The organism is Pseudonocardia halophobica (assembly GCF_050948485.1).
GTDB classification, from domain to species: Bacteria; Actinomycetota; Actinomycetes; order Mycobacteriales; family Pseudonocardiaceae; genus Pseudonocardia; species Pseudonocardia halophobica.
Genome location: NZ_CP192046.1, coordinates 492,307 through 510,847, shown reverse-complemented (window position 1 = coordinate 510,847; position 18,541 = coordinate 492,307). Strand labels below are relative to the sequence as shown.

General features: G+C 69.0%; 20 protein-coding genes and 2 pseudogenes. 12 read left to right on the top strand and 10 right to left on the bottom strand.

Annotated features, from left to right (window positions below):
* Window position 1: 1 nt before the first annotated feature.
* Window positions 2–1,390 (bottom strand): cytochrome ubiquinol oxidase subunit I, encoded by a 1,389-nt coding sequence (locus tag ACQP04_RS02560; protein WP_433505470.1) that lies wholly within the window; start codon window positions 1,388–1,390, stop codon window positions 2–4.
* 60 nt (window positions 1,391–1,450) lie between these two features.
* Between ACQP04_RS02560 and ACQP04_RS02555 the strand changes: the two genes are divergently transcribed.
* On the top strand, window positions 1,451–1,618 hold the full coding sequence (locus ACQP04_RS02555) for a hypothetical protein (RefSeq protein WP_433505469.1): 168 nt from the start codon (window positions 1,451–1,453) through the stop codon (window positions 1,616–1,618).
* Window positions 1,619–2,077: 459 nt separating this feature from the next.
* Here ACQP04_RS02555 and ACQP04_RS02550 read toward each other — a convergent pair whose 3' ends face one another.
* From ACQP04_RS02550 to ACQP04_RS02540, 3 genes are read right to left on the bottom strand one after another with little or no spacing between them, the layout of a single operon-like run.
* Window positions 2,078–2,704: a maleylpyruvate isomerase family mycothiol-dependent enzyme gene (locus ACQP04_RS02550; RefSeq protein WP_433505468.1), complete on the bottom strand. Its 627-nt coding sequence runs from the start codon at window positions 2,702–2,704 to the stop codon at window positions 2,078–2,080.
* Window positions 2,705–2,711: 7 nt separating this feature from the next.
* On the bottom strand, window positions 2,712–3,194 hold the full coding sequence (locus ACQP04_RS02545; RefSeq protein WP_433505467.1) for an SRPBCC family protein: 483 nt from the start codon (window positions 3,192–3,194) through the stop codon (window positions 2,712–2,714).
* Complete coding sequence (locus ACQP04_RS02540; RefSeq protein ID WP_433505466.1) at window positions 3,191–3,541, bottom strand: ArsR/SmtB family transcription factor; 351 nt, start codon at window positions 3,539–3,541, stop codon at window positions 3,191–3,193. Before ACQP04_RS02540 ends, ACQP04_RS02545 begins: the two co-directional genes overlap by 4 nt.
* Window positions 3,542–4,012: 471 nt before the next feature.
* Here ACQP04_RS02540 and ACQP04_RS02535 point away from each other — a divergent pair, with 471 nt between their 5' ends.
* The 7 genes from ACQP04_RS02535 (at window position 4,013) to ACQP04_RS02505 (ending at window position 9,114) form a co-directional block, all read left to right on the top strand.
* Window positions 4,013–4,243 (top strand): hypothetical protein, encoded by a 231-nt coding sequence (locus ACQP04_RS02535; RefSeq protein ID WP_433505465.1) that lies wholly within the window; start codon window positions 4,013–4,015, stop codon window positions 4,241–4,243.
* Between the two features lie 286 nt (window positions 4,244–4,529).
* Window positions 4,530–4,802 carry a hypothetical protein gene (locus ACQP04_RS02530; protein ID WP_433505464.1) on the top strand — a complete coding sequence of 91 codons (273 nt, stop codon included), beginning with the start codon at window positions 4,530–4,532 and terminating at the stop codon, window positions 4,800–4,802.
* Window positions 4,803–4,943: 141 nt separating this feature from the next.
* Window positions 4,944–6,233: an IS21 family transposase gene (gene istA, locus ACQP04_RS02525; RefSeq protein WP_433503544.1), complete on the top strand. Its 1,290-nt coding sequence runs from the start codon at window positions 4,944–4,946 to the stop codon at window positions 6,231–6,233.
* Window positions 6,230–7,048, top strand: coding sequence for an IS21-like element helper ATPase IstB (istB, locus tag ACQP04_RS02520; RefSeq protein WP_433503543.1), 819 nt, complete (start codon window positions 6,230–6,232; stop codon window positions 7,046–7,048). The genes istA and istB overlap by 4 nt, the downstream gene beginning before the upstream one ends.
* A 136-nt stretch (window positions 7,049–7,184) precedes the next feature.
* Window positions 7,185–7,730 (top strand): hypothetical protein, encoded by a 546-nt coding sequence (locus tag ACQP04_RS02515; RefSeq protein WP_433505463.1) that lies wholly within the window; start codon window positions 7,185–7,187, stop codon window positions 7,728–7,730.
* The gene (locus tag ACQP04_RS02510) at window positions 7,727–8,221 is read left to right on the top strand and encodes a hypothetical protein (protein ID WP_433505462.1); all 495 of its coding nucleotides are present in this window, start codon (window positions 7,727–7,729) and stop codon (window positions 8,219–8,221) included. The genes ACQP04_RS02515 and ACQP04_RS02510 overlap by 4 nt, the downstream gene beginning before the upstream one ends.
* A 203-nt stretch (window positions 8,222–8,424) precedes the next feature.
* Window positions 8,425–9,114 (top strand): site-specific integrase, encoded by a 690-nt coding sequence (locus ACQP04_RS02505; RefSeq protein WP_433505461.1) that lies wholly within the window; start codon window positions 8,425–8,427, stop codon window positions 9,112–9,114.
* Window positions 9,115–9,711: 597 nt separating this feature from the next.
* On the opposite strand, the gene ACQP04_RS02500 is transcribed toward ACQP04_RS02505, so the two are convergent.
* From ACQP04_RS02500 to ACQP04_RS02490, 3 genes are all read right to left on the bottom strand, one after another.
* Entirely contained in the window at window positions 9,712–10,953 is a 1,242-nt protein-coding gene (locus ACQP04_RS02500; RefSeq protein WP_433505460.1) for a flavin reductase, read from the bottom strand.
* A 61-nt stretch (window positions 10,954–11,014) separates the two neighbouring features.
* Entirely contained in the window at window positions 11,015–11,389 is a 375-nt protein-coding gene (locus ACQP04_RS02495; RefSeq protein WP_433505459.1) for a GYD domain-containing protein, read from the bottom strand.
* Window positions 11,390–11,464: 75 nt separating this feature from the next.
* Window positions 11,465–12,706 carry an LLM class flavin-dependent oxidoreductase gene (locus ACQP04_RS02490; protein WP_433505458.1) on the bottom strand — a complete coding sequence of 414 codons (1,242 nt, stop codon included), beginning with the start codon at window positions 12,704–12,706 and terminating at the stop codon, window positions 11,465–11,467.
* Window positions 12,707–13,172: 466 nt separating this feature from the next.
* Here ACQP04_RS02490 and ACQP04_RS02485 point away from each other — a divergent pair, with 466 nt between their 5' ends.
* Both ACQP04_RS02485 and ACQP04_RS02480 read left to right on the top strand, forming a co-directional pair.
* Window positions 13,173–14,879, top strand: a complete 1,707-nt coding sequence (locus ACQP04_RS02485) for an FAD-binding oxidoreductase (protein ID WP_433505457.1) — start codon at window positions 13,173–13,175, stop codon at window positions 14,877–14,879.
* Window positions 14,880–15,144: 265 nt separating this feature from the next.
* A pseudogene (locus tag ACQP04_RS02480) lies at window positions 15,145–15,249 on the top strand (IS5/IS1182 family transposase); the annotation flags it as partial.
* Window positions 15,250–15,315: 66 nt separating this feature from the next.
* On the opposite strand, the pseudogene ACQP04_RS02475 reads toward ACQP04_RS02480, so the two are convergent.
* The 3 genes and pseudogenes from ACQP04_RS02475 to ACQP04_RS02465 all read right to left on the bottom strand — a co-directional run.
* A pseudogene (locus tag ACQP04_RS02475) lies at window positions 15,316–15,435 on the bottom strand (transposase); the annotation flags it as partial.
* Window positions 15,436–15,625: 190 nt separating this feature from the next.
* A complete protein-coding gene (locus ACQP04_RS02470; protein WP_433508527.1) occupies window positions 15,626–15,754 on the bottom strand; it encodes a hypothetical protein in 129 nt (42 codons plus the stop codon).
* Window positions 15,709–15,924, bottom strand: coding sequence for a nuclear transport factor 2 family protein (locus tag ACQP04_RS02465; RefSeq protein ID WP_433508281.1), 216 nt, complete (start codon window positions 15,922–15,924; stop codon window positions 15,709–15,711). Before ACQP04_RS02465 ends, ACQP04_RS02470 begins: the two co-directional genes overlap by 46 nt.
* A 633-nt stretch (window positions 15,925–16,557) precedes the next feature.
* Here ACQP04_RS02465 and ACQP04_RS02460 point away from each other — a divergent pair.
* Both ACQP04_RS02460 and ACQP04_RS02455 read left to right on the top strand, forming a co-directional pair.
* Window positions 16,558–17,766 (top strand): FAD-dependent monooxygenase, encoded by a 1,209-nt coding sequence (locus tag ACQP04_RS02460; protein ID WP_433505456.1) that lies wholly within the window; start codon window positions 16,558–16,560, stop codon window positions 17,764–17,766.
* Window positions 17,767–18,076: 310 nt separating this feature from the next.
* Complete coding sequence (locus ACQP04_RS02455; protein WP_433505455.1) at window positions 18,077–18,541, top strand: hypothetical protein; 465 nt, start codon at window positions 18,077–18,079, stop codon at window positions 18,539–18,541.

The following is an 18,541-nucleotide window of genomic DNA, read 5'->3' as shown; positions in this document are numbered from 1 at the left end:
ATCACGTGTCCTCGGCCCGCCGGGCCCGCTCGTAGGGCGCCCACACGGTGTCCGCGCCGGCCCCCGCCTCGTCCTGGGCCCGCCAGCGGCGGCCCATCAGCCAGGGCACCGCGGTGCTGGTCACCGTCAGCACTCCGTAGATCACCACCGTGACGGCTAGCGTGACCGGCACGCCGGCTGCCGGGGTCACCGCTTCCCGGGTGAGCTGCAGCCCGTAGACCACCCAGGGTTGACGGCCCACCTCGGTGGTGATCCAGCCGAGCTCCATGGCGACGATCGACGCCGCCCCGGCGAGTGCGGCCGGGACGAGGAACCATCGGGTCTGCAGGACGTCGCGGCGGAACTTCCACACCCACGCCTGCCAGGCGCCGAGGACCACGAGGAGGGTCCCGATGGCGACCATGCCGTCGAACGACAGGTGGATCAGGTTCGGCAGCGGGGGCCGCAGCTCCGGGGGCACGCTGTCCCACCCGGTCACCTCGGTGTCCGGCGAGAAGCCGACCAGGATCGAGTCGAGGTACGGGATGCCGACGCCGAAGTACACCTGCCCGTTCCAGTAGATGCCGCCGAGCCACTCGGTGACGCCCCGCCCCGTGGTGTCCACCAGCTCCATCGCCGCGAACTTGATCGGCTGCTGGTACGCCACCGCACGGGCCAACACGTCGCCCACGTACACCTGCAGCGGCGCGCACACGGCGCCGACCCAGAACGGGATGAGGAACCCCAGCCGGTGGTAGCGGTCGCGCCGCCCGCGCAGCAGGCCGGTCGCGTAGACACCGGCGACGACGAACCCGACCACCATGTAGGCCGCCAGGATCATGTGCGGGGTCTCGTACGGCGTCGCCGGGTTGAAGATCACCGCCCACGGGTTCACCGTCGCGACCCGCCCGTTCTGCAGGGTGAAGCCGCTGGGCTGGTTCATCCACGAGTTCGCCGCGACGACCGCCAACGCGCCGAGCAGCCCCGCGATCACCATGGGCATGCCCGACCACCAGTGCACCCACGGTGACAGCCGCCCCCAGCCGTACAGGTAGATCGCCGTGAAGATCGCCTCGACGAAGAACCAGATGCCCTCGATGGCGAACGGGATGCCGAACGCCGCCCCGTAGCGGCCCATCAGGCCCGGCCAGAGCAGCCCGAGCTCGTACGACAGGACCGTCCCCGACACCGCCCCCACGGCAAAGATCACCGCCGCGACCTTCGACCACCGCCGGGCGAGCACCAGCGCGACGCCGTCGTGACGACGGATGCCCAGCCAGTGCGCGATCAGCACGACGGCGGGGAACGCGATGCCGAAACAGGCGAAGACGATATGGAAGCCCAACGACGCCCCCATCTGCACCCGCGCGGGCACATCGCCCTCGGCCAGGATCAGCGCCGGTGTACTCACCACATCACCGCCCCGCGACCCGGGCTCCGCGGGCACGATGGGGACGGAGGTGAAGCCGACATGGTCTCCGCACTGCTCGTCGTGCTCCTCGGGCTGGCACTCGGCGCGCTCGGCCTGCTGCTCCCCGACCTGTACGTCGTGGGACTGATCGTGCTCCTCATCGGTGGCATCGGCGTCCTCGTACGAGTGGGCGACTGGTACCGCGTCAGGCAGCGGCCGCTGCAGTAGCTGTCGGACATGCGGCCAACGTGCTGGGCAGGGCCGCCCCACCGCGGGTAGACGGGCTCGCGCCCTCGAAACCCCTGATCAGCTCGAATCCACCGAGCAGGCCGGGAGCGCGGTGATCCCCAACCGGCAAGGCCGTCGTCTACGATGTCGGCGCGGTGAGGTCCGTGACGCCGCGCTCGAGCAACGCCGCGGTAAGCCGGAAGGCTCCGCCCCGACGTCGATCACCGCCTCGGTCGGCATGGCGCCCACGGCGTCCACCATCGCCACGGGCAACGACGGTGGGTTCGTACCAACCAACTGATCTCTGACGGGTCCTTCTCGCGTAGATCGACCTCCAGTGCCGCTGCCGCTCGCCGCGCCGTTGTCGCTCGAGGAGTTCATCGCCGGATCCTCCGTGCTCCCGCCGGGCCGGCCAAGGGCGCGGCCCTGCCAAGGACATGAGCCCGCTGCCGCTGCGCGTCAGTCGTCGATGCGGCCGGCGGGCTCGGGTAGCCCGGGCCCGGACAGCTCGGGAGTGATGCCGCGGCGGCCGGCGAGCGCCATGAGCAGGGCCTCCCCGGGCCCGGTGACCTCCGGCCCCTCGCCGGTGGTCCAGTCGAGGTCGGTCGCGGTCAGGGTCAGCCCGCGGATGCGCTTCCTCGCCCGGATCGGCGGTGCGGTCCTGGCGTAATCGAGGACGACCTCGAGCCGCTCGGCCGGGATGGAGCGGGGCAGGCCGAGGGGGCGCCGGACGTCCTGCTGGTGGATCATGCCGTCGGTCAGGGCGATCCGGCCGCCGAAGCCGGCGGTCAGCCCCCTGGGCTGCAGGTTGTGCTTCGCCAGGGCGATCAGCTCGTCCGGGCCGCGGTCGGCGTAGGCGGCGACCCCGATCTCGTTCGCCCGTCCCGGTCCGCCGCGCAGGAACCGCCCGACCAGCTGGGGGCGGCTGAGCTCGTCGTAGCTGAACATGTGCGCCACCACCTCGCGGACGCACCACTCGCTGCACAGCGTCGGGGCCTCCCACTGCTCCGGGGTGAGCGCGACCAGCAGGTCGACCAGTTCGCCGCGCTCCTCGCGGGCCATCGCCATCGTGTCCACGGTGTCCATCGCGGCGTCAGTCCTGCTCGGCGACGGTCTTGGCGTACCCGTCGAGCAGCAGCGCCCAGCCGCCGCCGCCGTTGATCGCGTCGTTGATCGCCTGCCCGCCGTCGAGCCGTTCGAAGTGGCGGTGCTCGACCTCGACGACGCAGTCCCCCGGCCCGGCCGCGGTGAACCGGGCCTCGATCTCGCTCGCCTTCTCCGGGTCGGGGTCGAACCGCCAGGAGCCGTTGATCTGCCAGGTGAGCACCAGCCGGTGCGGCGGCTCCCAGACCAGCACCCGTCCCCAGTCGCACTCGCTGCCGTCGACGCCGCGCTCGAACCAGCGCCCGCCCACACCCGGCTCGAGGACGACTTCCGCCAGCTCGGCCTGCCCGATGTGGTACTGGTGCGGCCACCAGGCGTTCACCGAGCCGGTGAACACCTCGAACGCCCGCTCGACCGGGACCGCGAGACCGACCGTGCCCGTGATGGGCGGGATCGGGGCCGTGCCGCTCATGGATGCTCCTCGACGTCCTCGGGCCGGGACTCCGGGCCCGGCGTGGTGGCCTCGGCGGTCTTCTGGAAGTCGGTCAGCGCGGCGCTCCAGACCCCGTCCAGCCACGTCCGCAACGCGCCGACGCCCTCGGGGTTGAGCCGGTGGATGCGCCGCGTCCCCTCGGCGCGGCTGACCACCAGCCCGCCCTCGCGCAGCACCCGCAGGTGCTGGGACACCGCCGGCCTGCTGATCGGCAGCTCGTCGGCCAGCTCCTGCACCGAACTGGGCCGGCGCGCGAGCAGCTCGAAGATGGCGCGCCGGCTGGGGTCGCCGAGGAGCCCCAGCCCCGCATCTCCGTAAGCCGACACAAACGGTAAGCGTAGACGCACGTTCCCCGTCGTCAAGACCTTGTGCTACATGCCGACTGAGCGTCGTCCGAAGCCTCGCCGCTGTGGGCAGGCCCTGTCGTGGTCGAGGGCCTGACACCTTTGCCTTCGCCCCGTCCTGGCTCAGGTGGCGCCGTGTGGATGAGCGCAAGCGCTCGTCGCGCGGAGATCGAGACACGAGCACAGCGCACGCTGCTGCTACAGGCCGCCGCCCAGCACATCGGCCCCAACACCCGGACGTGCTCGATCCGGGATGGGTCCGGGCTGGGCGTCGGCCGGCAGCCACGAGACCGCGGCCAGCTCGCCCTCGGTGCGCGCCACGCCCGGCCGGCCGTGCCGCGGCGCCTGCAAATGCGACGCGGTCGGCGGGCTGGAGCAGGTCGGCCGCGGCGTCGTTGAGCACGAGGTCGGACCCGAACGGTTTCGGCGCGTTGCTGGTGTTAGTTGTCGCGCATGAAGACGCACACGGGGGGCAGCACGGCTGAGGACGGCCAGTGGGCGCCGGCCCGCGCGGCGACGACCGATGAGGTTGTCGCGGACCACGAGCGCAATCCCGAGTACGAGTTGCACATGGGCCGGCTCTTCGAGGCCGATGGCCGGGCCCGCCGGTATGTCTCCCTGTGGCTGCAGGGAGCCCGCTACCACGGCTGGCTTGACGCGGGCGAGCCGCGCAAGGAGTTCTGAGCGGCGACACCGCTAGCACGACCAGCACGCCCAAGCGCCACCATCGCCGGGCTGGGCGGAGCGCGGGCTGCCGGGCCTACGCCTTGTGGACATCGGGACATGATCATAGGCCGGCTGCGATCCCTTGCAGGACACGCCCTGGCCGCCTACCGGCCGGGAACCCATTAGGGCGGGCCGGTCCGGTGTTCGTGCCGAGCTGGGCTGACGGCGATCTGCTGCTGGTCGGGGACACCCTCGTTGACGTCGAGACCGTCACGCGGGACGGCCCGGCTTCCGAGGTCGGCCCGTGGCTGTGGCACGTTTTGGCCTACGCCTGGCTCGACAGCACGGCCGACTTCTACCGGATCCGGCCGTCGCGCAGTACCTGTCCGTCCGGCACGGGCTGCTGTTGCGCTGGGTCGCCGACGAGCTCGCCGCCCGGCTGTTCGCCCACCCCCGCATCTGCGACACCGGAGCCAGCGCCGCGAGAGAAGAGTTCTTCGCCCTCGCCTCCGCGGTCGCGATCCGTGAGGGCGCCGCGGTGCTTTCAGGTCCCGTCGCGCTGACCGCGGGCTGCTGAGCTCCGGCTGCGCTGGGCCGGGCGGTGCGAGCGATTGTGTTGGCCGGGTGTTGCGGTGCCCGAGGGCCCAGCCTGTCGCCGGATCCTGAAATCTGACCCCCTGGCGGTCCGGGAAATTTGACCCCTCCCGACGCTGGGGAGGTGTTGAACGTGGAGGACTGGGCGGAGATCCGTCGGCTGCATCGGGCTGAGGGTGTGCCGATCAAGGAGATCGCCCGGCGGCTCGGGGTCGCGCGGAACACGGTGCGGGCGGCGTTGCGCTCGGACGGGCCGCCGCGCTACGAGCGGGGGCCGCGGGGTTCGGTCGCCGACGCCTACGAGCCGCAGGTGCGGGCACTGCTGGTGGAGTGGCCGCGGATGCCCGGGCCGGTGATCGCGCAGCGGATCGGCTGGCCCTACTCGGAGGGACCGCTCAAGAAGCTGCTGGCCCGGATCCGGCCCGAGTACGTGGGGATCGACCCGGCTGACCGGGTCGTCTACGAGCCCGGGCAGGTCGCGCAGTGCGACCTGTGGTTCCCCGAGACCCCGGTCCCGGTCACCGCCGGGCAGGCCCGGATCCTGCCGGTGCTGGTGGTGACGCTGGCGTTCTCCCGGTTCCTGTCCGCGACGATGATCCCCTCGCGCCAGGCCGGGGACATCCTGTCCGGGATGTGGCTGCTGATCTCCCAGCTCGGGCGGGTGCCCAAGACGCTGGTCTGGGACCGGGAGTCCGCGATCGGCGGGACCGGACGGGTCAGCGTCCCGGCCGCGGCGTTCGCCGGGACTCTGGCCACGCGGATCCGGCTGGCCCCGCCGCGGGATCCGGAGTTCAAGGGCATGGTCGAGCGCAACAACGGCTTCTTCGAGACCTCGTTCCTGCCCGGCCGCGCGTTCGCCGGCCCGCAGGACTTCAACGACCAGCTCGGGGCTTGGCTGCCGCGCGCGAACTCCCGCACGGTCCGAGCGTTGCAGGCACGCCCGGTGGATCTGCTCGAGACCGACCGCCAGGCGATGACCCCGCTGCCACCGGTCGCCCCGACGGTCGGGCTGACGCACCGGATCCGGCTCGCCCGCGACTACTACGTCCGCGTCGACACCTGCGACTACTCCGTCGACCCGCGGGTGATCGGGCGGTTCGTCGACGTCACCGCCTCCCCGACGCGAGTGCTGGTGTTCTGCGACGGAGCACCGGTCGCCGAGCACGAGCGCAGCTGGGCCAAACACGCCGTGCTCACCGACCCGGGCCACGTCGCGACCGCGCACCAGATGCGCCTGGCGCTGGCCGAGCAACGCCGCGCCCAACAGCAGACCCAGCAGCGCGGAGCCCGCCGCCACAGCGACGGACACCCGGTCGCGATCCGCGCCCTGCCCGACTACGACGCCCTGTTCGGCGTCGATTTCAACCCGACCACCCCAACTGCCGCGCCCGCGGCGGAAGCGAGCAACCCATGACCAGTGCAACTGTCCCCGACCGCTCAGCCGCGGCGCTGCCTGCAGAGGGGCTGCCCTCGATGCTGGCCTACCTGACCCGGGTGTTGAAGACCCCGACGATCGGGCGCTGCTGGGAAGAGCTCGCCGACCAGGCACGGGACGAGAACTGGTCGCACGGGGAGTATCTGGCCGCGGTCCTGCAGCGCCAGGTCGCCGAACGCGAGTCCGCCGGCACCACCATGCGCATCCGCACCGCCCACTTCCCGGCGGTGAAGACGATCGAGGACTTCAACCTCGACCACCTGCCCTCGCTGCGCCGAGACGTGTTGGCGCACCTGGCGACCGGCACGTTCGTCGCGAAGGCCGAGAACGTAATCCTGCTCGGCCCGCCCGGCCTGGGGAAGACACATTTGGCGATCGGGCTGGGCGTCAAAGCCGCCCACGCCGGCTACTCGGTGCTCTTCGACACCGCGAACAACTGGATCACCCGCCTCGCCGACGCTCACCAGGCCGGACGCCTGGAGGCCGAGCTGAAGAAAATCCGCCGCTACAAGCTGATCATTATCGACGAGGTCGGCTACATCCCCTTCGACCAGGACGCGGCGAACCTGTTCTTCCAGCTCATCGCCTCCCGCTACGAGGTCGGCTCGGTCATGGTCACGTCCAACCTGCCCTTCGGGCGCTGGGGCGAGACCTTCTCCGACGACGTCGTCGCCGCAGCCATGATCGACCGCCTCGTCCACCACGCCGAGGTCCTCACCCTCACCGGCGACTCCTACCGCACCCGCCAACGACGCGAGCTCCTCGCCAAACAGAACCGCGCCAACCAGGACTGACCAACCACCCGAGGGGTCAAAATTCGCAGACCCCAGGAGGGTCAACCTTCAGGATCCGTTGACACAGCCTCGGCGGGAGCCGGACCGCGGGCCGGTGGCAGCGGGTGGCGGGCTGTAGACGGACTGGCAGGCGGGGGTGTTCTCCGGTGGCCGGCCCGACTGGACCGCCCAGGAGTCAGCAGGGCGGGGTGGGGCGAGCGAGGTTCCGCCTGTCCTTCTCATCAGTCGCTTCGGCCAGACAGACCTCATCGAGATCCTGCCCGATCGTCCTGTTCACCCGTGGCATGCCATCGAGTGGGTTTCCGGCGATAAGCAGCTACCAGAGTCCGAACACGAAAACCGCTCGTCGTTCGGCCTCATCTACTCGTTCAAGCTCTTCCTCAAGCACCTCGACAGATTTGATCGCGCCGTCAAGTATTGGCAGGCCATCAAGAAGCGCGAGATCAAGCGCAGAGAGACCGAAACAGTCACCCAGCACATCCGTGATCTCGCCAACGCTGAAGATGATGTCCACCTCAGCCGCGAAACCGTCCGGAATGACGAGTGGTTCCTGCGGAGCAGGGCAGAACAGGCCGGCACCATCCCCGAGGCGCTGACCTCCTACCTCCCTGACCGTGTGGACCGTTACGACATCCTCCAGGAACGCGCGGAGCAGTACGAGATGTTCGAGGATCGCAGGTGAACAGGGGCGCGATCTCGAAACGGTGTACCTGCACGGAACTCGTCGACGGCCGGCGACGTCAGCTCGGTGCTCGGTGCCCGAGGCTCAGGCGCGCAGACGGTAGTTGGAATCCGCGGCATGGATGGTGGGGCTTCACCCTGACGGTGCCCGGGCCAGGCGGAAAGCCGCGCCAGCTACGTCACTGGAAATGGGACACCCGACAGGACGCGGAAGCCGCTCTCGACAGTGCCAGGACGGGCTACCGCAACGGAGCAAGCCGGATCGGCCTCCAGCTGGGCACCTACCTCGCCGAATGGATCACAGCCAGGACCGACTTGGCAGACACCTCTCACCGCAACTACAGCGGCCACATCCGCAACCATCTCACCCCGCGGCTCGGACATCTCAAACTCGATGATCTCCGAGTCGCACATGTAGCAGAGGCGTTCGCCGATATCCCGGTGAGCGATTCAACCCGCCAGCGTATCCGCGCCACTTTAGGAGCGCGCTGAACGATGCGATGCGCGAGGGCCTGATCCCCTCCAATCCCGCTGCGTTGGTTCGGCTCCCGAGCGGAAAACGACCGAAAGCCCTGACCTGGACCGACGAGCGCGTAGCCCGGTGGTCAGCCGCGTGCGCCGCCCTCGCCGCTAGCGGCCCGGAAGACCCTGACCGAGAACGGCTCGAGGAGGCGTGTCAACCGCCCTCGGCAGTGATGGTCTGGACGCCCGCTCAGCTCGGAGCGTTCCTCGACCACGCTCACCACGACCGCCTCTACGCCCTCGGGCACGTCGTCGCCCACCGCGGCCTCCGCCGCGGCGAGGCGTGCGGCGTTGCCTGGGAGGACGTGGACCTGACGGCGGGTCTCATGGCCATCCGGCGTCAGCTGGTGCAGAACGGGTGGCAGGTCATCGAGAGCAAGCCGAAGTCGGAAGCCGGCAACAGGTTCATCGCCCTCGACGCCGGCACCGTGGCCGCACTGCGGGCGCACAAGGAGCGGCAAGACCGCGAGCGGAAGATCTGGGGCGAGGCTTACCAAGAGTCCGGCCGCGTCTTCACCAGGGAGAACGGCGAAGCGCTGCACCCCGCCTCCGTCACAGCACGCTTCCATCAGCTCGCCGAGGACGTCGGCCTGCCGCCCGTGCGCCTACACGATCTCCACCACGGTGCCGCCTCGCTGATGCTCGCGGCGGGAGTGCCGATGAAGGTGGTCCAGGAGACACTCGGCCGCAGTTCAGTAGCGCTGACCGCCGACACCTACACCTCTGTCTTCCACGAGGTGGCGTCGAACGCGGCCGAGGCCGTTGCCGCTCTGATTCCACGAGCCCGAGCCGGCTCCGCCACGCCCAGACCACGCACACACTCGCCCAAAGGCGATCACCCCGAGGTACGACTCCCCAGGTAGAAGGGGTGGGCCCCGTGAGGATCGAACTCACAACCCGCGGATTAGAAGTGCGGGGCGTAGCACCCCTCGCCTGCATCCTGCAGGTCAGCGCCGCCCCGTTGCTGGCCCCGTTGTACTCGCTGGCATGTCCGGGGAGACTTTCGCAGTCATCGCCGCAGTCATGCCGATGATCTTCGTGGCCGGGCTGACACGCCTCTGAGCACCGCCCGATGCAACGCTGCCGTGCCGGCGCCACATCATGAGGCAACAGTCGAGCACTTCTGAGAGCTTCCACCGGTTGCGTCCAGCGGCGATGGAACGGCCCACGCCTCTGTCGGTCCGGTGGAACTTGGAGAACTCCCATCGCATGCCACGCGTCATGCCGCAGCTCATGCCATGCCGGCACGGCACCTCGACTCCATTAGCGTCGAGCGGGCGAGCTGCGCGGCCGGGGCTGAGATGGTTGGTGATGTCTTCCTGGTGTGGTGAGGCCGTCGAGGCCGGGCCGCGAAGAGCGATGACGGCGGACGATTGCCACCGGGAGGTCCCGCCGTCCCCGTGCCGCGACAAAAACGACGTTGTCGGGCGCACCACGCTCGCCAGCCCGAACGGCGAGACTCACGACCGCGGAAGGTCGGGCAGCGCCTGGGTCGTCCGGCTCGTCGGGCGCTCGTCCGGGTGGCGGCCGCTGAGAGCGGCGGTGACGACCGCGGACGCCTGAAGCACGCAGTCACGCAGATGTTCCACCTCTTCACCGGTGCATCGGCGCCCGACGAAGAGGCTGAGCATGAGCACGCAACGTCCGTCAGAGTTGAAGATCGGTCCCGACACGTTGCGAACGGGATAGGTCTGGCCGGCGGCCAGGTCGTCCGGCTCGTGTCCGAGCCAGCCGACTCGACCGGCCGTATCCCGCACCGCCTTCTCCTGCTCAGGGGTCGGAGATTGCACGGACAGCTGCGTGAGCGCTGCCTCGAACGCGATTCGCTCGGCGCTGGCCAAGGAGATCGACCACCCGCGTCGTCGGACGCGCTCGAGCAACTGCCGATAGTGGCCCGCGTCCCGCTCCGGCAGCTTCGGGTCGAGGCGATCCAGCCAGGCCTGGACCGCGGCCGGCGGTTCCCACGCGACCAGCAGCGTGCCCAGCGGCGGAACGAACGGCATCCGCTGACCGACCCGGGTGGTCGACTGGCCCGCGCGAGGCTCGCCGGAGCTGGCGACGATCACCACCTGGTCCCGGACGGTCGCGGCCGCGAGACACTCCACGTCCAGGGCGGCCGACACGCGCTCCATCTCGCCGCGCGCAGCGTCGACGAGCCGCAACTGTTCGAGCAGGTCCGGTTCGGCAGGCGCGGACAACGACAGGGAAGAGAAGTGCCCGTACCCGCCCTGGAAGAACAACAGCGGCAGCTCTGCGGGCCCCGCCTGCAGATCTCGCACCCGGCCCAGCACGATGAAGTGGTCACCGGCTCTGTCGATCGTCTCGATGTCGCAATCCATCCACGCCACGACGCCGTCGAGGATCGGCGAGCCGGAGCCCGCGGGCCGCCAGCCCAGACCGGCGAACTTGTCTGCGCCCTTCGTCGCGAACGCCCGGCACACCGGCTCCTGGTCTGCGGAGAGCACGTTGACGCAGAAGGAACCGGAAGCTCGGATCTGGGGAAAGCTCGAGGAGCCTTTGTCCGGAAAGAAGGCGAGCAGCGGAGGCACCAGCGACACGGACGTGAACGAGCCGACAGCCATACCAGCGGGTCGTCCGCCCGAGCCGATCGCTGTCACGACGACCACCCCGGTGGGAAACCGCCCGAGCACCCGCCGGAACCGGACCGAGTCGAAACCGACCGGGGAGTTCGAGGCGGCCATCTTTCCCTCCCTCTGACGCCGCAGGTCGTGGTGATGCCCGAATGCCGACGGTCCCCAGAAGCTACCCGTCGGCAGGCGGGGAGTCGGACCAGTCCTCGCGTGCAGCCCACATGGCGCGGGGTGGGCGATACTCGAGGCTCTGCGCCTTGTTCATCGCCCGGACCGCCTCCTGCGGAGACATCAACACGGTGGTCTTGACGTCGCTGACCGCCCCGCCCGCGGAGATCGCCATCGACAACGCCGCGGCGCTCGCCTGGTCCGGCAGGTCGAAGATGGTGACGAGGTCGTGCTCCCCGAGCGAGAGCCAGAACCCGACATTGGTGCCGCCAAGATCCTCTGCCAGCGACCGCGCCATCAGGGCGCGGTCCTCCGGGTCCTTGACCAGCGCCGTCCACGCCTCGTTCGTGTAGATCATTTGCATCATGTAGAGCGTCATGACGCTTCCCTCGAGTAGTAGCGAGAAGGTTCCGCCAAGCCCGACGGCATCGGGTGCCAGGAGTCCGCCCCGGCCTCAGCGGAATGTGGGGATGATGTGTTCGGCGAAGATCTCGAGCTGTCGTTTGGCCTCGTCTATGGGCATCAGTCCCTGGTCGAAGAACCAGGAGAACCATTCCAGCTCGCCGTCGTTGCCGTGGATGGTGGCCAGGTCCTCGATGTCGCGTTTGATGTCGTCGATGGTGCCGACCAGGCCGTACTTGGTCTTGGTGAACCGTTCCATGGTCCACTCGTCGGGGGGCAGCAGGGTGCCCTTGGGGTATCGCTGCTCGTCGCCGGGCAGCCGTAGCGCCTCCCAGAACCCGAAGCCGGAGAAGTAGATCTGGAATCCGTAGTAGTTGGTGCGTTCCATGAGATTCCAGGCCTGTTCGCGGGTGTCGCCGAAGGCGATCGCGCGGAAGGCGCCGATGTTCTGGCCGAGTTTGAGGTCACGGCCGACCTCGGCGGCGGAGGTCTGGTAGAGCTTGGCCAGGTGGGTGAACATGCCGGGTTCGGAGACGAGGATGATCGGCATGACGCCGTGCTGTGCGGTGTGGACCATGGTCGATTCGGATACCGAGAACGGCTGGAACGCCGGCGGGTAGGGCTGTTGGTACGGCTTGGGGATCACCGAGATCCCGTGGATGTGGCCATTGGCGTCGATCTCGTCGGGGTGGCCGTACTGGCGGGTCCACTCGGCGGCGGGCCAGCGGGTGATGCCCTCCTTGGGGGGCACGTTGTAGAAGCGGCCGTCGAAGGTCAGCAGGTCGTCGGTCCAGGCCTTGTAGATCAGTTCGAGGAACTCCTCGTGGACGAGTCGGTTGTGTTTGTCGTCCGGGCCGCCGTCCATCGGGGTGCCTTTGACCGGGACGTGTTGTCCCAGCACATTGACCCAGCGGTCCTGGTAGCCGCGGGCGTAGCCGCCGTAGACCCGGCCGCGGGTGAGGTGGTCGAGGTAGGCGACCTGCTCGGCCACCCGCAACGGGTCGTTGGCGGGCAGTACCAGCGACAGCGGCGCGAAGGCGATGTTCTTGGTGCGGGCGGCCAGGTCGGCGTAGAGCATCATCGGTTGCACCGAGGCCTCGAAGCCCTCGGAGTGGAAGTGGTGCTCGGTCGTGGAGAACACGTCGAAGCCGGCCTCGTCGGCCAGGATCGCGAGCTCGCGGACCTCGTCGATCATGGCCTGGAAGGCGTCGTTGTCGCGGCCGATGGGTCGCTTCGCCGCGCGCTCCTCCAGCGTGGCCGGGATGGTCGGCAGAATGAACAGCTGGAACTTCATGGGTGCGCTCCCCGGTATGCGTGGCCCTCGTTCTCGACGGCAGCTCGCAGATGTGCCCGTGAGCGTGCCCTCTCTCGCCGTCTCTCAAACATCCGACCGGGTGCTCCTTCATCACATGAGCTGCTGCTCGAGCCGGGGGGCGGGCTCGTCCGGGCAGGAGGCTCCTCGAGCTCCCTCAGGGTGCCCCCAACTCGTCGATCCGCCGTTCCCGATGTTGTAGAGCCCGATCGTGCAGCGCGTGTGCCCACGGGGTGGAGCCTGCTCCTCGCGCGCTGCCGGACCTATAGGCGAGCAGGACGTCGCGGCACCCCCCCGCCACCACATCACGCCTCGGGCCTCTGGAGCGCGGTCGCCTCGACCTGACGCGGTGGTTCGATCGGCCTCTCAGCAAGGACGTCACCAGCTGCTCAGCGCGCCGTTGAAGTCCCGCGGTTGGAGCCGCGGGTCTAGAGTGAGGATCCACCCGGTGGTCGGCCCCCCGATCGGGGGCTGCCGGTACACGGACGAGGTCACCGCTCGCGCCGCACCCGGCGCTGCCGCCGGATCCCACGGTCCGGAGGAGGAGCGGGTGGTCCAGCGACGCAGGAGCTTCTACGGCTGGGGCGACGAGGACGATGCCGCCTCGACAGCAGAGATCGCGCGGTTCGAACGGAGCTGGGCGGAGATGTTCGGCGTGGACGGTTTCGTCCCGGCCCCGATGCCGAGGCAGGACGACATCGACCTGCGCGCTTCCCGGGTCACGGTCCCTGCGACGCTGCGTAATTGCTGCACCGACAGCAAGTACGACCGCCTGTTGCACAGCTACGGTCGATCGGTGCACGACCTCGCTCGGATGATTCATCGCCGCGATTTCACGAATCCCCCTGATGTCGTCGCCTATCCGCGCAGCGAGGACGAGATCCGAGCAGTGCTCAACTGGTGCGGAGATGCGGGGCTGGCTGCAATACCTTTCGGTGGGGGCTCGAGCGTGGTCGGAGGCGTGAACCCGCCCCGTGACGAGCACCGGCGCGGGATCGTGACGATCGACATGAAGTACCTGAATCGCGTGCTCGAGGTCGATCCGATGTCCCAGAGTGCGCGTATCCAGGCGGGCGCCCTCGGCCCGGATCTGGAAAACCAGCTCAGGCCTACCGGATTGACGATGCGGTTTTTCCTCCAGGCTTGGGAGTTCTCGTCACTGGGTGGCTGGATCGCAACCCGCGCGGCCGGCCATTTCGCCACTGTCTACACTCAGATCGACGACTATGTGGAAAGCTTGCGGATCATCACGCCGGCAGGTGTCGTCGCCTCCCGCAGGGAGCCGACCTCGGGCGCAGGCCCGAATCCTAACCGGCTTTTCCTCGGATCCGAGGGCGCCCTGGGAGTGATCACTGAGGCTTGGGTGCGGCTGCACCGCCGGCCGTCCTTACGACTGGCGACGACGGTCCGCTTCCGCGAGTACGCGAGGGCCGTGAACGCGGTCCGTCTGATATCTCAAGCCGGGCTCTTTCCCGCAAACGCGCGCTTGATCGAGCGCGACGAGGCGAAGTTCACCGGAGCCGGAGACGGTGCCCATGATCTGTTGGTGCTGACCTTCGAGTCGGCCGATCACCCACTCGGGCCGTGGATGGAGCGCGCCCTCGAGATCTGCGCTGACAACGGCGGCAAATGGGATCCGGCGACGCTGATCCAGGCGGAGTCACACCGATCGGGGGCCGCGGGAGCATGGCGCGAGAAATTCCTGCGAGGCCCTTATCTCCGCGAACACGCGGTCGCCCGAGGCGTGATGCGCGACACCGTCGAGAGCTGCATCACCTGGGACAGGTACATGGAGTTCCGGGCGCGGGTGAAGGAAGCCACACTGGCGGCGATCCGCGAAGTGACCGGGCGAGAAGGCACGATGACGGTCCGTTTCACCCATGTCTACCCGGACGGCCCGGCACCGTACTTCACCTGGCACGCGCTGGGTGACAAGGCGACTCTCGTCGAGCAGTTCTGGTCGATCAAAGCAGCCGCATCTGACGCGATGACCGCAGCCGGTGGCACCATCACACATCATCACGCGTTGGGTCGCGATCACCGTGAGTGGTACGACCGGGAGCGGCCCGAGCTTTTCGCGGCGATACTGCGCGCGGCCAAGCACGAGCTCGACCCATGCGGCGTGCTCAATCCTGGAGTACTGGTCGACGCGTGACGCAGCTTTGAGGAAGTCCGTGCAGGGGCCGAGAGCAATGAGCCTCTGCCAACCTGAAGGTCGGGCAGGTTGGTGGGTGTGCGGCGTGGCGTGACCTTGAATGGGTGAAGCTTCTGTAGACGGGCAATTGCTGAGATCGACTCGCCTAATTAGGCGCGCTCCAACGTGCTGTCGTACCCGCCCGAAATGACCGTGTCCAGCCGCGCGCTGAACTTGCTCACCGATGCGCTGCGCGCGTCGTAACGAGCGGGCGACCCGGTGACCCAAGCTGACGGCCGGCCGCCAGGCCCTGCTGGTGGTCGGCTACCTGCGCAAAGGCGAGACCTACGCCGACTTGGCCTGCGGCTTCCGGGGTGCACCTCGACGGTGTACCGCTAAGGGCTTCGGCCCGTGCAAGGTCGGCGTGCGAGGTCACCGTGAGAGTTGTGTCCCAGGGGCGGCGCTCCAGCAGGCTGGGGAAGAACGAGCCGGTGCGCAGCTTCGGGATCCGCAGCTCCAGATCCCCGACCGTGCTGGTCACCGTGCGGGGGCGGTGCCCGTTGCGCTCTGCGATGCGGGGCTCGGTGACGACGAGTGCGGGCGGCAGGTCCGCTCCGGCGATCGCGGGCCGACGGCCTACCCCGCCCGATCGACATCCGCCCAGCCGACACGCATGCCGGACGTCCGCGACGCTGGCCCAAGGAGCGTCCCACGACGCCGCGGGCCGATCTGCTGCCCGAGGCTCGCTGTGCTGCAGCCAGCGCGGCCTACTTCCTCGTCTCCAGCGTGTAACGCACGGGCTGCGCGCGGATCCCTTCGTCGGCGAAGACGAAGGTGTCGATACCGTCGTTTACCCGCGCCGACTTCGAGACCGCCTTCCACTCGATGAACAGCACATCTTCTTCGAATATTTTGTCGGAACATCCCATTCAGCGTTCGGTAGGTCGGCAAGCAGCTCGCCGAACGCTGTTCGTACACCATCTCTGCCACGCCACGCACCACGCGGAGTAATGAACACCGAGTCGTCGGTATAATCAGCCACGATCTCGTCCAGATCCCCGGCCATCAGCGCACCGGCATGGTGATCGAAGATCTCGTTGGGTGTCCGCGTCATCTCATCCTCCTGCCGTGCGCCCGACGCCAGCAGCTCGGCCCGCCGTCTTCGCCTCAGCCGCGCACCCCAGACTGGACCAGTTATGTGACCGTGGCAACCATCACCTATACCCGGCCTCACCTACGGCCGGAAGCCTTCTTCCCCAACCCGCTATGCAGAGCTGTTTGCTCTTCGACCCGTACGCTACAAACGATCTGCGTCGACATGGACGACAGAGCAGAGGGCCTATGAAAGGTGCCGATTCAGGCCCTTGGTGCACACACCACCTCGGTCAGATTGTCGCCGACCTCCTGCAGATAAGACAGCTCGAATCCGAAGAGGCCGAAGCGGCCAGCGATCGAGCGCAGTAGCCGGAACTCGCTGTTCGGAACCAAAGGCTCGCTCCGACTCGCATTCCCGGACGGGAAAGAACATCCTGGTCGATCGGTATGACGAAGATTTGAACAGTATCCGGCGGAGTGCGGGCGGGACACCGTCGCACAGACCGTCCTCGCGGGCGGCCTGAGGGCGGCGGGTCCTGGACGAGTGCCGCCGACAGTGCGTGCTGCCTACCCTGCCTGGTCGCGGGTCTGCTTGGGTGTGTGGGTGGTGCGGGTACTCGTGTCCGGCGCGAGCGTCGCGGGACCGGTGCTGGCCTACTGGCTGCACCGCTACGGCTTCGAGGTGACGGTGGTCGAGCAGGCCCCTGCGCTGCGCCACGCCGGCGGGCACGCCGTGGACCTGTTCCGGCCGGCCCTGGAGATCATCGATCGGACCGGCCTGGCCGAGCAGGTCGCCGCGGCAGCCACCGGCACCGACCGCATCACGCTCTACCGCGAGGGCGTCGCGACCCCGGTGCACATCGATCTCACCCGGCTGCTGACCGCCGTGTCCGACCGGCACGTCGAGATCATGCGCGATGACCTGAGCACGATCCTGCACTCCGCGACAGCAGCCAGGGTGGAGTATCTGTTCGGTGATTCGATCACCTCGATCGGGCCGGGCGGGGAGGTGAGCTTCGCCCGGGCCCAGCCGCGGATGTTCGATGTGGTGATCGGCGCCGACGGGCTGCACTCGAACGTGCGGCGGCTGGTGTTCGGACCGGAGGAGCGGTTCGCCACGCACCTCGGCGCGTACGTGGCGGTCGCGTCGGTGCCCAACGATCTCGGGCTGCGCGGCGAGATGATCGTCGACGCCGGGATCGGCCGGATGGCCGGGCTCTACGGCGCGCGGCGCACCGGCGACGGCCGGGCGGTGTTCCTGTTCCGTACCCAGGAGCCGCTGGCCTACCACCATCGCGACGTGCCCCGGCAGAAGCAGCTGCTGCGGGCGGCCTTCGCGGGCGCGGGGACACGGGTGGAGGCGCTGCTCGGCGAGCTGGACACGACCCCCGCGTTCTACTTCGACTCGATCACCCAGCTGCACCTGGACACCTGGTCGCGCGGGCGGGTGAGCCTGGTCGGGGACGCCGGGTACTGCCCCGGGCCGGCCGTAGGCGGCAGCACGAGCCTGGCCGTCGTCGGGGCCTATGTGCTGGCCGGAGAACTGGCCGAGGCCGGAGGCGACCCGGCGCGGGCGTTCCCCGCCTATGAGGCCGCGATCGGCGACTACGTGCGGGGCAGCCGGGCATTCGCCCGCGCCACGGCCAAGAGCATCGTCCCGGTCAACCGGCTGGTCCTCTGGGCGATCGCGAACGGGGCACGGCTGGCCTCGCACACCCCGCCAGCGCTGGCCCGCGCCCTCGGCCGGCTCAACCGCCACGGCCTGCGGCTGCACGACTCGATAACCGTGCGCGACTACCAGCGGCATTCCTGATCAAGCACGCCGGCATCGAATTCGATGTCGGCCGTCCCGGCCCGAAGCCGCCTCGGCGGCCGGTGCCGCCCCACCAGCCGCTGACTTCGCGTCGTCCCCGTCGGTCGGGGTGCAGTAGTAGCCCGGCGCCCGGTCGATCGGCGTGCAGTACAGGTAAACACGTCGTCACGCTTGCCGCCGGGCACGGCGTACCCCGTCTCACTCCGGTTCCGATGACAAGCGGTACCGGGCCGGATCGAGCCGATACGTACATCTGCGTAGTGCGTCTTGCTCGTCCTCCTCATTCACTGACGGTGTGACGATTCCCGGTATGGACACCGACCGCCAGCTGACCGTCGAGTTCACCAGCCTGCTGCTGGCCTCGGTCGCGCCCGACGAGCTGGCCGTGCTCGATGAGTCGGCGCAGGAGTACTTCGCCGATCCCGCCGCCGCGCTCGCCGACGGGCGGGAGGACGTGCCGCTGGGCTCCGGGCTCGACGTCGCGATGATCACGCCCTACCTGATGGCGGTCGCGAGTGCCGTCCTGCCGGTCCTGGGCCAGTTCACCGCCGACCTCGCGAAGGACGTCGGGAAGGACCTGGTCAAGGAGCCGACCGTCACGGCGATCCGGCGGCTCTTCCGGCGCTCGCCCGCGGAGCCCGCGGCGGCGCTCACTCCGGCGGAGATGGACCAGGTCCGGGCCGTCGTGCTCCGGCAGAGCGTGGCGCTCGGGCTCCCGCCCACCCAGGCCGAGCTGATCGCGAACGCGACGGTCGGCGCCCTTCACGTGCGGTGA